The 13,570-nt window shown below is 54.9% G+C and carries 12 protein-coding genes, 1 other RNA gene and 1 pseudogene; 3 read left to right on the top strand and 11 right to left on the bottom strand.

From position 1 onward, the window contains the following. The 9 genes and pseudogenes from mraY to rsmI form a co-directional block, all read right to left on the bottom strand. Window positions 1-1,086, bottom strand: coding sequence for a phospho-N-acetylmuramoyl-pentapeptide-transferase (gene mraY, locus ABA45_RS04040; protein WP_048384419.1), 1,086 nt, complete (start codon window positions 1,084-1,086; stop codon window positions 1-3). Continuing rightward, window positions 1,071-2,450, bottom strand: coding sequence for a UDP-N-acetylmuramoyl-tripeptide--D-alanyl-D-alanine ligase (locus ABA45_RS04035; RefSeq protein WP_048384418.1), 1,380 nt, complete (start codon window positions 2,448-2,450; stop codon window positions 1,071-1,073). Before ABA45_RS04035 ends, mraY begins: the two co-directional genes overlap by 16 nt. After that, window positions 2,447-3,931 (bottom strand): UDP-N-acetylmuramoyl-L-alanyl-D-glutamate--2,6-diaminopimelate ligase, encoded by a 1,485-nt coding sequence (locus ABA45_RS04030; RefSeq protein ID WP_048384417.1) that lies wholly within the window; start codon window positions 3,929-3,931, stop codon window positions 2,447-2,449. Before ABA45_RS04030 ends, ABA45_RS04035 begins: the two co-directional genes overlap by 4 nt. Before the next feature lie 2 nt (window positions 3,932-3,933). Continuing rightward, window positions 3,934-5,679, bottom strand: coding sequence for a peptidoglycan D,D-transpeptidase FtsI family protein (locus ABA45_RS04025; RefSeq protein ID WP_048384416.1), 1,746 nt, complete (start codon window positions 5,677-5,679; stop codon window positions 3,934-3,936). Between the two features lie 73 nt (window positions 5,680-5,752). Beyond that, window positions 5,753-6,160: a cell division protein FtsL gene (gene ftsL, locus ABA45_RS04020; protein WP_048384415.1), complete on the bottom strand. Its 408-nt coding sequence runs from the start codon at window positions 6,158-6,160 to the stop codon at window positions 5,753-5,755. Continuing rightward, a pseudogene (gene rsmH / locus ABA45_RS04015) lies at window positions 6,160-7,136 on the bottom strand (16S rRNA (cytosine(1402)-N(4))-methyltransferase RsmH). The gene ftsL and the pseudogene rsmH overlap by 1 nt, the downstream one beginning before the upstream one ends. After that, window positions 7,133-7,582: a division/cell wall cluster transcriptional repressor MraZ gene (gene mraZ, locus ABA45_RS04010; RefSeq protein WP_014870061.1), complete on the bottom strand. Its 450-nt coding sequence runs from the start codon at window positions 7,580-7,582 to the stop codon at window positions 7,133-7,135. Before mraZ ends, rsmH begins: the two are co-directional and overlap by 4 nt. A gap of 293 nt (window positions 7,583-7,875) precedes the next feature. Beyond that, window positions 7,876-8,232, bottom strand: an RNA gene (gene rnpB / locus ABA45_RS18345) — RNase P RNA component class A. Window positions 8,233-8,282: 50 nt separating this feature from the next. Beyond that, a complete protein-coding gene (gene rsmI, locus ABA45_RS04005) occupies window positions 8,283-9,164 on the bottom strand; it encodes a 16S rRNA (cytidine(1402)-2'-O)-methyltransferase (protein WP_048384414.1) in 882 nt (293 codons plus the stop codon). Window positions 9,165-9,228: 64 nt separating this feature from the next. Here rsmI and ABA45_RS04000 point away from each other — a divergent pair, with 64 nt between their 5' ends. From ABA45_RS04000 to ABA45_RS03990, 3 genes are read left to right on the top strand one after another with little or no spacing between them, the layout of a single operon-like run. Then, window positions 9,229-11,214 (top strand): penicillin-binding protein activator, encoded by a 1,986-nt coding sequence (locus tag ABA45_RS04000; protein ID WP_227506117.1) that lies wholly within the window; start codon window positions 9,229-9,231, stop codon window positions 11,212-11,214. 26 nt (window positions 11,215-11,240) lie between these two features. Further along, window positions 11,241-11,606 (top strand): YraN family protein, encoded by a 366-nt coding sequence (locus tag ABA45_RS03995; RefSeq protein ID WP_048384413.1) that lies wholly within the window; start codon window positions 11,241-11,243, stop codon window positions 11,604-11,606. 9 nt (window positions 11,607-11,615) lie between these two features. After that, on the top strand, window positions 11,616-12,206 hold the full coding sequence (locus ABA45_RS03990; RefSeq protein WP_048384412.1) for an SIS domain-containing protein: 591 nt from the start codon (window positions 11,616-11,618) through the stop codon (window positions 12,204-12,206). Between the two features lie 183 nt (window positions 12,207-12,389). Here ABA45_RS03990 and ABA45_RS03985 read toward each other — a convergent pair whose 3' ends face one another. Together ABA45_RS03985 and ABA45_RS03980 are read right to left on the bottom strand one after the other, a co-directional pair. Continuing rightward, the gene (locus tag ABA45_RS03985; RefSeq protein ID WP_227506187.1) at window positions 12,390-12,803 is read right to left on the bottom strand and encodes a ClpXP protease specificity-enhancing factor; all 414 of its coding nucleotides are present in this window, start codon (window positions 12,801-12,803) and stop codon (window positions 12,390-12,392) included. Between the two features lie 62 nt (window positions 12,804-12,865). Continuing rightward, window positions 12,866-13,495: a glutathione S-transferase N-terminal domain-containing protein gene (locus tag ABA45_RS03980; protein ID WP_007348967.1), complete on the bottom strand. Its 630-nt coding sequence runs from the start codon at window positions 13,493-13,495 to the stop codon at window positions 12,866-12,868. Window positions 13,496-13,570 lie beyond the last annotated feature (75 nt).

The raw sequence follows: 13,570 nt of genomic DNA, 5'->3' as shown, positions 1-13,570 counted from the left end.
TTATCTCAGCTTTAAACTGGCCAAACCAATTAACACCAGAACCACGGTAATGACCCAAAAGCGCACGATAACCCGCGGCTCGGGCCAGCCTTTCAATTCAAAATGGTGATGCAGCGGCGCCATGCGAAAAATTCGCCGCCCGGTCAGGCGGAACGACGCCACCTGCAAAATTACCGATACGGTTTCCATCACAAACACGCCACCCATGATGAACAGCACAATTTCCTGACGTACAATCACCGCCACTATGCCAAGCGCTGCACCCAGAGCAAGAGCACCGACATCGCCCATAAACACCTGAGCGGGATAAGTGTTGAACCACAAAAATCCCAGACCGGCGCCGACAATAGAGCCGCAAAACACAATCAGTTCGCCGGTGCCAGGCAAGCGCGGAATCAACAGGTAATTGGCAAACTGGACGTGGCCCGACAGGTAAGCAAATATGCCAAGAGCAGCGGCTACCATCACCGTGGGCATAATCGCCAGACCATCCAGTCCGTCGGTAAGGTTGACCGCGTTACTGGTGCCAACAATCACGAAATAGGTCAGCAGAATAAACAGCACCGGCCCCATAGTGAGCGACACCTGCTTGAAGAACGGCAGATATAGCGAGGTTTCCTGAGGTAGAGAGGCTGTCACAAACAACGCAACAGCGGCACCAGCGCCTACCACCGACTGCCAGAAATACTTCCACCGAGCGGGTAGGCCACGAGGGTTGCGCTCGACCACTTTGCGATAATCATCTACCCAGCCGATAGCACCAAATAGCAGAGTGACCAGCAGGGTGATCCACACGTAGCGGTTGCTTAAATCTGCCCACAATAGGGTGCTAACAGCGATGGCCACCAGAATAAGCGCGCCACCCATGGTTGGTGTACCGGCTTTGCTCAGATGGGTTTGCGGGCCGTCGTCGCGAACCGCCTGGCCAATTTGGTATTGCGCCAGTTTGCGAATCATCACCGGGCCCACCAGCAGCGAAATCAGCAGCGCCGTTAGCGTGCCCAGAATGCCACGCAGGGTGAGGTACTGAAACACCGTCAGCGATGTGAAGTACTGTGAGAGTATCTCTGTCAACCAGAGCAGCATGTGCCATTCACCTTATTTTTTATTCCTTCCGCCACAATCTCCATGGCGGAACTACGAGAACCTTTCACCAGCACAGTAGCCGGTACTTGTGTGTTTTTTAAAACGGCATTAATGGCTTGGTCGTGACTTGCGCAGATTTCGACCGTGGCACCAAATCCCCTGCCGTAGCCTTCACAGCCCGGGCCTACCGCCAGCAACCGTTCAATGCCCAGATCACGAGCGTATTGCGCGACTTCCCGGTGCAGCTGGGCAGCCTCCTCCCCCAGTTCAGCCATGGCGCCCAGCACTGCAATGCGCGGTGACGGGCGTTTTGCCAGCACCGCCAAGGCGGCTTTGATCGACGCCGGATTGGCGTTGTAGCTGTCATCAATGAGGGTCCAACCTTGCGCCAGTGGCTGTATGTGCAAGCGACCTTTTACCGCTAACACCTGCTCCAGCCCGGTTTTAATCTGTTCATTGGTGGCGCCCAGCTCACGCGCTGCAGCAGCTGCCATAGCCGCGTTACTGAGATTGTGGTCACCTTCAAGACCAAGCCGCAGGTCGCAAAGCCAGCCATCTGGCCCGCTGATCTGCAGTTGGCCGCCGGCCCCGGCTGTGGCCTTATAATCAGCTTCAGCATGGTCTGCGCGACTTACGCTTGCCACACGGCGACGGCCGGCACGGGCCAGCCACTGATCAAACGCCGGATCGTCCCGATTAAGTACAACCAGGCCGTCATCGGCCGCGCCGTCGATAATTTCGCCCTTGGCAAGCACGATGTTCTGGTAGCTGCCAAAACCTTCCAGATGGGCTTGGCCCGCATTGGTTAGAATCACCACCTGCGGTTTCACCATAGCCACGGTATAAGCAATTTCATTAAGGCCACTGGCGCCCAGCTCGATCGCACCAAAGCGGTATTTAGGAGCCAGACCAAACAGGGTCAGCGGCACACCAATGTGATTGTTCAGATTGCCTTGGGTAATCAAAGCCGGGCCCATCTGTTGCAAAATAGCCCCGGTCATTTCACGCACCGTGGTTTTGCCGCTGCTGCCGGTAATAGCAACCAGGATTGCGTTGCTGGTTGCACGGTGCGCCGTTGCCAGCTGACCCAACGCGATCAAGGTATCGCTGACCAGTAACTGGGGCAGGGCCACAGCGGCATCAATACGATCCACAACGGCGGCGCTTGCACCCTGCTCCTGCGCTTGCTGCAAAAACCGGTGGCCGTCAAAATTGTCACCGCGCAACGCCACAAACAACTGCCCTGGCAGCAAGCTGCGGGTGTCGGTGTTAACCGCGTTGAACGTTAAATTGTCTGGCCCGTCAAAATGACAGTCAGGCTGCAACCACTGCACAGCTTCAGCTAGCGAAAAGGCGCGCATCATACCACCTCCTCCCGCTGTGTCAGCGCATGGGTTACCTGCTCGCTGTCACTGAACAGATGCTTGCAACCGGCGATATCCTGATAATCTTCGTGACCTTTACCAGCCACCAGTACCAGATCGTTCGGGCCAGCCAGAGCAAGGGCAGCCTCGATGGCTTGGGCGCGACCGTGAATCAGTTGAACCTTTTCTGGAGCTATGAATCCGGCCATGATAGCGGCCGTGATAGCAGACGGGTTTTCAGTACGCGGGTTATCGTCCGTGACAATCACCAAATCAGCGCCGTTTTCAGCCTGTTGCGCCATTTCCGGCCGTTTGCCGCTGTCACGATCGCCGCCACAACCGAAAACGCAAATCAGCCGTCCGCTTACGTGGGGGCGCAACGCCGCCAGCGCGCTGCTCAATGCATCCGGGGTGTGAGCATAATCCACCACCGCCCGAGCACCGTCACCGGCGGTAAACACCTGCAAACGTCCAGGGGGTGGCGCCAACCGGCAAACGCCTTGCTGCACTTGGGTTACATCGACCCCCAATGCCATCACGGTGGTAACCGCAGCCAGTACATTACTGGCATTAAAGCGGCCCATCAGCGGCGCTTCGATGGTGAATTCGCCCCACCGGCCATCCAGCACAGCGCGAAAGCCGTTGTCCAAAACACAAAACTCTTTCAGCCATAACTCCATATGAGACTCATCAAGGCTGAAACGAAGGCGGTCACACTTGCCTTCAAGCTGGTGGTAAAGCTTGCGACCAAATGGGTCGTCGACATTAATCACCACGAAACGCAATTCTTCACGGGTAAAAAGCTTGGCCTTAGCTTCACCGTAGGCGGCCATGGAGCCGTGATAATCAAGATGATCCCGGGTCAGATTGGTAAACACCGCGGCCGTTAGAGTAAGACGATCGATGCGACCTTGATCCAAAGCATGGGAAGACACTTCCATCGCGGCAGCACGGCCACCGTTGGCCAAGATACCTGCCAGTACCCGATTGGTTTGCACCACATCTGGGGTTGTGTGCGTCGCCGGCTGCAAAGCCTCGAGCATGCCGTAACCCAATGTGCCCATTACGCCACAGGGCATGCCCGCCGCCTGAAGCAACTGGGCAATATACTGAGTTACCGAGGTTTTGCCGTTGGTACCAGTTACGCCGATAAGCTGCAGGCGCTGGGACGGATATTCAAAAAACCGGTCCGCCAGCTTACCCAGGCAGGCTTTCAAGTCGGGCACCGGCACTATTAAAGCGCCGCTACGCTCGCTGCACTCACCGGCCTGCTCCGACTCCAGTAAAACCACCGATGCGCCTGCGAGAATAGCGTCATCTATATAACGTTCGGGGCCGGTATGAGCGCCAGCCAAAGCTACAAACGCGTCACCGGTCCGCACTTTTCGGCTATCAGTTTGCAAGCCGTGGATGGTCACATCAAATACCGAAGGCACCACAACGAGACCTTGCAACAATGTATTTAACGACGCTATCTGCATGGTTAGCCCCTCTCCCCGCTGGCGGATGAAGGTGCTGGCGGCGTCCGCGCACTGCTGTGCACTATATCCAACTCCGGTTTGACGTTAAGCAACCGTAAGGCATCGCTCATCACTCGTGCAAACACTGGTGCAGCCACCTCACCGCCGTAATATTCGCCAGACTGAGGCGCATCCACCGCCACGACAGTGACAATTCGCGGGTTATTGATGGGCGCCATGCCGGCAAAAATAGCCTTGTATTGGCCGTCTTCGTAACCTTCGGCACCCACCAAATGAACGGTACCGGTTTTACCTCCGGCGGAATAGAACCCCGGTTGCGCGCGCTTGCCGGTACCGCGAGTGACAACGTCACTTAACATGCTCCGAATTTTTGCTGTTACCTGTTCTGACACCACGCGCTGGCCGGTCGGCGCATGATCCAGCTTCAACAAGCTCAACGGATAGCGCACGCCGCCGTTGGCAATGACCATATAAGCTTGCGCCAACTGCAGCGCATTTACGCTAAGCCCATAACCGTAAGCCAGCGTAGCCTCTGCCGCCGGCCGCCATTTAACAGGCGATGGCAGAACCCCGACGGCTTCACCCGGAAAGCCGATGCCCGTCGGCTGACCGAGGCCAACACGGGCATAAAAATCGCGAATCACTTGGCCGCCAATCTCGGTGGCAATCTTGCTCATGCCTACGTTGCTCGACTTCACAACGATATCCGTCAGACTCAAAACGCCGTAGTTACCGCTGTCACGAATGGTAAAACGACCAAAACGGCGAAAACCCGGGGACGTATCAATATGGCTGCCGATCGTATATTGATCCGTTTCCAGCGCCGCAGCCATAGCCAGTGGTTTCATCGCAGAACCAGGTTCAAACAGATCGGTAATGGCTTTGTTGCGAAGATTTTCCGCCGCCATTTGGCTGCGATCATTTGGGTTATAGGAGCCCTGGTTCACCATCGCCAGCACTTCGCCACTGTTCGCATCCAGCATCACCAGGGTGCCACCGCGGGCATTGTGTGCGCTGACGACCGCTTTTAATTCGCGGTAAGCCAAATACTGCAGTCGCAAATCGAGGCTCAATGTCAATTTGCCCCCCGGACGAGCATCACGAATCAGCGTCAAATCTTTGATCAGCCGACCACGGTTGTCTTTTAACACCCGCTTACGCCCGGACTCTCCGGACAAAACCCGATTGTAAGCCAGCTCAATACCTTCCTGACCGCTCTCGTCTATGTTGGTAAAGCCAACAACGTGCGCGGTGACTTCTCCTGCAGGGTAGTAGCGTCGATATTCTTGGCGAGAGTAGACTCCGCCGATGCCCAGAGCCATCGCTTTGCGCGCCAGTTCGGGCTGAATTTTCCTGCGAAGGTAAATAAATTCCCGAGCAGCATAGTCAGTCAATCGCTGACGCAGAGTCGCTTCGTTAAGCTGAAGCAAGCGAGCAAGGTTGGCGATGCGCGGCTCTGCTGGGTCCATCTCCGATGGATTCATCCAAAGCGTCTGTACCGGCGTACTCACTGCCAATGGTTCACCATATCGATCGGAAATAACGCCACGATGAGCGTCAATACTTTCTACGCGAATTGTTCGAACGTCGCCCTGTTGGCGAAGAAAATCGTTGTCGATGACATGTAGATCCACTAAACGCACAGAAATAGAGCCGACCACCAAAATGAATGCGCCTAATACGAAGCCATAGCGCCAGTTAGCGGCGATGCGCTGACTCCATGTAGCTGTGGCTTGCGGGTCGGACACGTTAGCGATTCCTGCTCAAGATTCTGTTCATCGTCAGTCGGCCTGACCGCTGCCTGTTATATCTGCGTGAAATTCAATAAAGCCGTTTTGTTGGCACCAATAGCGGCACCAACACAATGTCCTGGCGCCCGGGCACAACCATATCGAAACGCGTGGACGCCAAGCTTTCAACACGTCCGTGAGCACTTAACGCACTTTGTTCCAACAGCAACTGGCTCCATTCTCGCTGGAAATCGTCGCGACCTTCATGCAGTTGTGACAGCCCGTTGAACAACACACGATTTTTATGGGCACTTGCCACCACACCAATGGCAGAAGCCACCAACACAATCACAAGTACCAGCGAGACCAAAACATTGCTTTGCCGTGTTGCAACGAACACCTGGCCGGAAATGCGCAGCGCAGACGCTACGCCACTCCTCACCACTTTGGTATTCAAACGGCGGGTTTGCACCCGCTCTTCGATCGCCACAGCACCCATCAAATTTTGTCCTGTGCAATGTCTGCGCGACGTTCCAACACCCGCATTACCGCGCTGCGGGCTCTTACGTTATCGCTCACCTCGTCAGACGCCGCCTTGCTGGCCTTGCCAATAAGACGATACGCCGATGACTCTTCAGCTGCAGTGACCGGAATACCCTTGGGCATCTGCGGGCCACGCGCCAGATCACGCATAAAACGCTTCACCAACCGGTCTTCTAACGAGTGAAAACTGATTACTACCAAACGGCCACCGGGGGCCAGTTTCTCGGCAGCTGCCCTCAAACCAAGCTCCAGATCTTCCAGTTCGCGGTTGATGAAAATGCGAATAGCCTGAAATGTCCGAGTCGCTGGATGCTTGTGTTTTCCTTTTTTGGTACCGCCTTAGCCACCAGTTCTGCCAATTCCAGGGTGGTGCTGATCGGCGCTTCTGCACGGCGCTCCACTATCAGCCGGGCAATACGACGGGAGAATCGTTCTTCACCGTATTTAAAAATAACGTCAGCAATCACTTTTTCATCAGCACTGGCAAGCCACTCTGCAGCACTGGGCGCTTGCTGAGGATTCATCCGCATGTCCAGTGGGCCCTTGCGCATAAAACTAAAACCACGAGAAGCATCGTCCAGCTGTGGCGAAGACACCCCTAAATCCATTAATACGCCTTCCACCTGAGGCCACTGCACCTGCTCCAGCGCCTGACTCAGGTCGGCAAACGAGCCGTGAAAAACATTAAAACGTGAATCTGCCGCCGCCAGAGTACGAGCTTCGTCGATGGCCTGCGGGTCTTTATCGATACCCAGCAGCACGCCACTTTCAGTCAGGCGTTCAAGAATCATGCGACTGTGGCCGCCACGGCCAAACGTAGCGTCAACGTAGTGGCCGCCACTACCGGTCAGCAATAAATCTACCGCTGAGTCCAACAACACCGAACGATGCGAGAACGAACCCACAGAGCCATTAATCGACGTCAGCGTCACAGCGACAAGTCCTTCATGGCGTCAGTCATCTCTTCGGCGTCAGGAGGTGTGTCGAGTAAATGGTTCCAGCTTTCCTCGCTCCATAATTCCAACTTTTTACCTTGGCCTATTAACATCAGTTTTTTCTCCAGCCGGGCGTATTGTCTGAGCGTGGGTGGAATTAAAACCCGGCCTGCCGAATCCAGTTCCATTTGCGCGGCATTACCCAGCACCAGGCGCTGCAGGCGTAATGCTGCTCTGCTCATGTTGGGAAGCGCTTCAATGGCGGGACGCAATTCATCCCACACAGATTGCGGATACAACCGCAGACAACGGTCAGCGTCTGCAACTGTCAATATAAAACGGCCGCCACAGATCTGAATAAGTTCCTCGCGCACCTTTGCAGGGATCGCCAAGCGACCCTTAACGTCCATATTGATCGCATGACTGCCAAAAAAATTGCTCATTAGCCCTGTCTCTGGGATTTTAACCCACTAAAAACCACCTTTTCCCACTTATGCACACTATAGAAACACGCACCCTACAATGCAAGCGTCGACTATGAGAGCCAATATTAAAAAGTTACTTTTAAGACAAGGAGTTACAAACAGCGATGAAGGGAAGTTGCCAAATTAAACTTAAGAAAATAAATAAAATCATATACCTGCATCGAACACCGCAGACTGTAGTTGAGGTGTAAGATTTTTTAGCGATAGATCACACACAGGCAAATAAACAGGGGATTAAAAGAGGGGCGAAAAAATCGAGCTCGCCGGTAAGCCGGGTTCTGTCGTGGACAGTCATTCATCTAGGGCCTGCGTCACCACAGGCCTCAAGCAACCTACCCGAGTCCAGCGCGGGCCACGCCAACGGACTCCTATTTGGTCTTGCTCCAGGTGGGGTTTACCATGCCGTGAACTGTTGCCAGCCACGCGGTGCGCTCTTACCGCACCCTTTCACCCTTACCGGCCACCGAACGAATCCGCTGGCTTAGGCGGTCTACTCTCTGCTGCACTTTCCGTCGGCTCGCGCCGCCCAGGCGTTACCTGGCACCTTGCCCTATGGAGCCCGGACTTTCCTCCCCCGGTGAAACGGCGGCGACTGTCTGGCGAGCTCGGCGCCGACAATAGCGCGGCACCGAAGCTCATGCAAGCAAAAGCGCAGCGCTCAGCCACCACTTTTAAGTTGCAAGGCGCGATGGTAGAGCTCGTTCTTCTTGCGGCCGGTGATCTCCGCCACCATCTTTGCCACAGTCTTAACTGGCAATTCGGTCAACAAAATCGTTAATAAGCGATCCGTTTCCAACGTTGTCTGTTCACTATCCGGCTCTGGAGTTGCGCCGTGAATCATTACGACAAACTCACCGCGACTGCCGTGGGGGTCCTGCTGCAATTCGGCCAGTACGTGCTCGGCTGTGCCACAGTAGAAGGTTTCAAACGCCTTCGTCAGCTCCCGCCCCAGAACCAGCTCTCGGCCTGCGCCCATTACCGCAATGACATCAGCAATTGTATTAGTGATGCGATGTGGTGACTCATATAACACCAGAGTTGACGTTTCGGCCTGCAACGATTCCAGCACCGAACGACGGCCAGAACCTTTGGCCGGCAAAAAACCAATAAATTGAAAACGATCGGTGGGTAGGCCGCTAGCGCTCAAGGCTGCTACCAGAGCACAAGCGCCTGGTATCGGACTAACCTGAAAGCCTTGGACTCGGGCTTCGCGCACCAAAATAAAACCGGGATCTGAAATCAATGGCGTTCCGGCATCCGAAATCAAAGCCACACTGCGGCCTGCCCCTAGCTCGGCGAGTATCCGGCTATGTTGGTCACGCTCGTTGTGATCGTGTAGCGCCATCATTGGCTTGTGCAAGCCCAAGTGCTGCAACAGGCGCCCGCTGTGACGCGTATCTTCAGCGGCAATCAGGTCTACCATTGCCAAGGTTTTTACCGCACGCGTCGATAAGTCGTCCAGGTTACCAATGGGCGTTGCGACAATATAGAGTACCCCGGCCCCAGTGGCTTGAGCCTTGTCTGCATGCTTTGTAACCATAGTGTTAACCGCCTTGCCCGCAAAAGCGAGACTGTGTGTGAACCCGCACTTACAGAAGCGCAGCATGACACTTACTTCATGTGAATTGATGCCGGAGCTGCTAAACTTCGCAGGTTTTTCTTCCAAGCTTAACCACCCGGAGCACGCTGAGCCAGCTATGACTAACAAGCGCCTTGCCCACCCCGCCATTGCCGGCCTATTGGCCGCTATTCTGCTAACCGCCGGCTGCGCAGGGGTTGACCTGCAGTCCCAAGTCGTCAGCACACCAGCGCAAGCTCTGGAACTGGCCAGCCAGGAGCGCAATCAAGATACAGCACAACGCTACCTGCTGCGCATCGCTAGCCGCTTTCAGCAGCAGGGTGATCATCAGGGAGCGCGCAAGCTACTGCAAAGCGAGCAATTGGCGCAACCCCTACCCGAACTGGCCAGCCAAAAACGCTTATTGGCCATGAACGGCGCGGTGACGCTGAAAGACCAAACATGGGCACAGCAGATTACCGCGAACCTTAGCACCGACAGCTTTATGGAGGTAACGCCAGAGTTGCTTAATCGCGCTGGTAACCTGCAGGCGCAGACGCTCGCGCTGGTGGGTAATCCGCTGGAAGCAGCTAAAACCTTGATCGCCCTGACCCAGGCTGACAGCAGCGCCAACGCACAACCGCTGCACGATCGCATCTGGCAATTGCTGAAAACCATCAGCAACATACAACTTAGTAGTGCCGATAGTCGCGAAATAGGCTATGAAGCCCAGGGCTGGCTGGAACTGGCAACGCAGGTAAGATCACCGGGCACGGGCTTCGACGAGCAAGGCCGGACTATCCGACGCTGGCAGTCAAACTGGCCAGGTCATCCCGCTGCCCAGCTACTGCCCTCTGAGCTAAAGCTGATTGCAGGCCTTGCTGCCAGCCGGCCTGAGCAGATTGTTCTGGCACTGCCCCTGAACGGCCCACTGACCACCGCCGGTAAAGCCATACGAGACGGTTTTCTGGCTGCTTACTTCAGCGATACATCCGTTGACCGCGAAGCCACGCGAATACGTGTTGTCGACAGCAAACAGAAGCCCTTTGGAGAATTATATCAAGAACTGGCGAAGCAGCCAGTAGACCTGTTGGTAGGCCCGCTGGATAAAGACGCTCTGGCCGAACTGGGCAAATTGCCCAGTCTACCCTTGCAAACACTGGCCCTTAACTATTTGCCCCCGAGCGTCACCGCACCCGCAGGACTGTACCAGTTTGGCTTGTCCGCTGAAGATGAAGCCCGGCAGATTGCGGATCGACTGGACGCCGAGGGGCTTAAACGCATACTGGTGATTATTCCCAGTGGCGAATGGGGCAACCGCGTCGAGGCCGCCTTAATCGAACAGATGGCCAAACATAGCGGGCGCATTATTGGCATCCAGAGGTTTTTGCGAGAGGACAACCTGCGCGCGGTCACGGCCGACCTCCTGGGCATCAACACTTCCCGCGACCGCGCTATTGATGTGGAACGTACTATAGGCCTCAATATTGAGTTCGAAGCGCGGCGTCGCCAGGACGCTCAAGCTATTGTGATGGTGGCCGAGCCTGACACCGCACGCCAGCTGAACCCCCTGTTTGCGTTTTATTTCGCTGGCGACCTGCCTGTTTACGCACCCTCTATTGTTTATGCCGGCACCCCCGCGCCTGGACGCGACCGCGACCTGAACGGGGTGATATTTACCGACATACCCTGGGTGCTGGACGAAAAAAATTCTCTCCGGGATGAAGCCGGCAGCCAACTTCCGGGCGCCACACGCGGGCAGCTGGGCCGCCTGTTTGCCATGGGTGCAGACGCTTGGCACTTAAGCAAACGCCTGCCCCTGCTCAAGCAGGTTCCCGGAGCCACTATTGACGGCCAAACCGGTGTGCTGACAATGACGCCCTCCGGCAGCATTCGCCGTTATCAGCGTTGGGCCCGCTTTAGTTCTGGCAGCGTCGAACTGCTGCCAGCAATACCTGACAGCTTACCCAAGACAGAAACCAACGTTAGTCTGCCCCAGGCTCGGCCAGCGATTGCCGGGGGCGCACTCTGATCACCTGAAAAAGGACAGCAAAACCCATGGACGGCAAACGCAAAATCGGCGATTACTACGAGGGAGTAGCCGCCCGCTATCTGGGCAGTCATGGTGTAAGAATTCTGGCGCGAAATGTTTATAATCGCGGCGGAGAAATCGACCTGATCGGCCAGGATGGCACTACATTAGTATTTTTTGAGGTTCGTTATCGCCGCGCTGGCAGCTTGGTCGGAGCGGCTGAATCTATTACCTGGCGTAAACAGCAACGTCTGATTCAAGCGGCGCGCTTTTATTTGCACCGCCACCAACTGAGCAATACCGACAGCCGTATTGACGTTATTGCTATTGGTCCGGGTAGCCTAAAAAAATACCGGGTACAATGGCTTAAAAACGCACTACAGGCAGGATGACTTCAACCCATGACCGATTCTGCACAAGAGATCAATCAGCGCTTTGCCAGTCATATGGAACATACCGCTATGGCAGCAAGTATGGCCACCGAAAATATTGAAGCCATGGCTGACGCTTTTGTAAATGTATTATTACAAGATGGAAAAATCGTGACCTGCGCCAACGGCAGCGCCAATGTACTAGCACAGTATTTTTGCACCGCATTTCTAAACCGCTTCGAGCAAGATCGTCCGGCCCTGCCTGCCATCAATCTGGGCGTCGACGCCACTACCTACTCGGCTATTTGTCGGGACAACCGCTTTAACGACACTTTTTCGCGCCAAATCCGCGCCGTGGGCAAGCCCGGCGACCTTCTATTTTTAATTGTAGACAACGGCCACAAGGCGAACCTCATTCAAGCCATTCAAGCCGCACACGATCGTGACATGAGCGTTGCCGTATTGAGCGCCCGTGAAAAATCCGACATTACGTCTTTATTGGATCCACAAGATCATGAAATCGCACTGAACAATCTAAGCCCAAGCGATGCCATGCCGGTACTAATGCTGCTCATCAACGTTCTGTGTGCCAGAGTTGATAGCAAGCTGTTCGGTGGTTAACAACGGCTAACGTCCCCTCTGGCTAATTCGTAGACGTACTGAGCATCTGAGTGCTCAGGGATAGCCAGACGGGGCTCTGACGAACTTTAGCCAAAAAAAACCGCTGTATCCTTGCGGTCAATAGACCGGTTGGATACAGCGGTTTTTATTTGCCAGAACATCAGCTTTTCCGAGTGGACAACTCTACTTAACAACCTTCAGAGTCGGACGACCGCTCGGGCGATCTTCCTTGGGCTTGGAGCCCCCGGCGTTACTGGTCTCACCCGCGCCATTCGGATCTGGCATGCCAGGTTCAGAACCAAACACCATACCTTCGCCATTTTCTTTGGCGTAAATAGCGATCACCGCCTGCAATGGCACAAATACTTGCATGGGCACACCACCAAAACGGGCGTTGAATTCCAAAGCACTGTTGCCAATAACCAAAGACTTGACCGCACCAGGGCTGATGTTGAGCACGATCTGGCCATTCGCCACATGCTCATTAGGAACCTGCACACCCTGAATCCCGGCATCAACCACGATATACGGCGTGCAATCGTTGTCCAGAACCCATTCGTTCAACGCCCGCACCAGATATGGGCGACTTGAGCTCATGGTAGTTTTTACATCGGCCACTGCGACTCTCCTGCTGCGACGACTGGCGTATTAATCACTGCTTAGCTACGAATGTCTTCTTCAAGGTCAGACAGACTGGCCTTGAAACCTTCGCGACTAAAAATACTCTTCATGTACTTATCCAGCGGCTTAGCCTGCTTGTCGTCCAGCTCAATACCCAGAGCCGGCAAACGCCACAGAATTGGCGCGATACAGCAATCCACGATGGTAAATTCTTCCGACAGAAAAAACGGCATTTCACCGAATACTGGCGCAGTCGCCAGCAGGCTTTCGCGCAATTCCTTACGAGCGACCTCCGAAGCCTTAGCGTTGGGCTGGGCCACAATCTGATCGACCTTGACGCACCAGTCGCGCTGAATCCGATGAATCATCAGGCGGCTGTTAGCACGAGCGACCGGGTAAACCGGCAGCAAAGGCGGATGAGGAAAACGCTCATCCAGATATTCCATCATAATATTGGGCTCGTAAAGCACAAGATCCCTATCCACCAGTGTCGGCAACGCGTTGTACGGGTTGAGGTCAGCAAGCTCGGCCGGAGGGTTATCCGGATCCACATCTACGATATCAACGGTAACGCCCTTCTCAGCCAATACAATGCGAACCCTGTGGCTATACTGGCTCGCGGGGTCTGAAAAAAACGTCATCGACGACCGCTTGGTCACAACGCCCATAGCACTACCTCATGATTGATCAAAAAAATTGGCCCTGAAAAACGAAAAAAGCCCAGCGAACCAATCATGGCTCGC

Source organism: Marinobacter psychrophilus (genome assembly GCF_001043175.1).
Lineage (GTDB): Bacteria > Pseudomonadota > Gammaproteobacteria > Pseudomonadales > Oleiphilaceae > Marinobacter > Marinobacter psychrophilus.
The sequence above is the reverse complement of the archived record's forward strand: the minus strand, read 5'-3'. Positions and strand labels throughout refer to the sequence as shown.

Bases quoted from the DNA above. Each gene is read 5' to 3' on its own strand.
- ABA45_RS04000 (WP_227506117.1), top strand. From the start codon at position 9,229: ATGACACTTACTTCATGTGAATTGATGCCGGAGCTGCTAAACTTCGCA.
- ABA45_RS04030 (WP_048384417.1), bottom strand. From the start codon at position 3,931: ATGCAGATAGCGTCGTTAAATACATTGTTGCAAGGTCTCGTTGTGGTG.
- mraZ (WP_014870061.1), bottom strand. From the start codon at position 7,582: ATGAGCAATTTTTTTGGCAGTCATGCGATCAATATGGACGTTAAGGGT.
- ABA45_RS03995 (WP_048384413.1), top strand. From the start codon at position 11,241: ATGGACGGCAAACGCAAAATCGGCGATTACTACGAGGGAGTAGCCGCC.
- mraY (WP_048384419.1), bottom strand. From the start codon at position 1,086: ATGCTGCTCTGGTTGACAGAGATACTCTCACAGTACTTCACATCGCTG.
- ftsL (WP_048384415.1), bottom strand. From the start codon at position 6,160: ATGGGTGCTGTGGCGATCGAAGAGCGGGTGCAAACCCGCCGTTTGAAT.
- ABA45_RS03985 (WP_227506187.1), bottom strand. From the start codon at position 12,803: ATGAGCTCAAGTCGCCCATATCTGGTGCGGGCGTTGAACGAATGGGTT.
- ABA45_RS04035 (WP_048384418.1), bottom strand. From the start codon at position 2,450: ATGATGCGCGCCTTTTCGCTAGCTGAAGCTGTGCAGTGGTTGCAGCCT.
- ABA45_RS03980 (WP_007348967.1), bottom strand. From the start codon at position 13,495: ATGGGCGTTGTGACCAAGCGGTCGTCGATGACGTTTTTTTCAGACCCC.
- rsmI (WP_048384414.1), bottom strand. From the start codon at position 9,164: ATGGTTACAAAGCATGCAGACAAGGCTCAAGCCACTGGGGCCGGGGTA.
- ABA45_RS03990 (WP_048384412.1), top strand. From the start codon at position 11,616: ATGACCGATTCTGCACAAGAGATCAATCAGCGCTTTGCCAGTCATATG.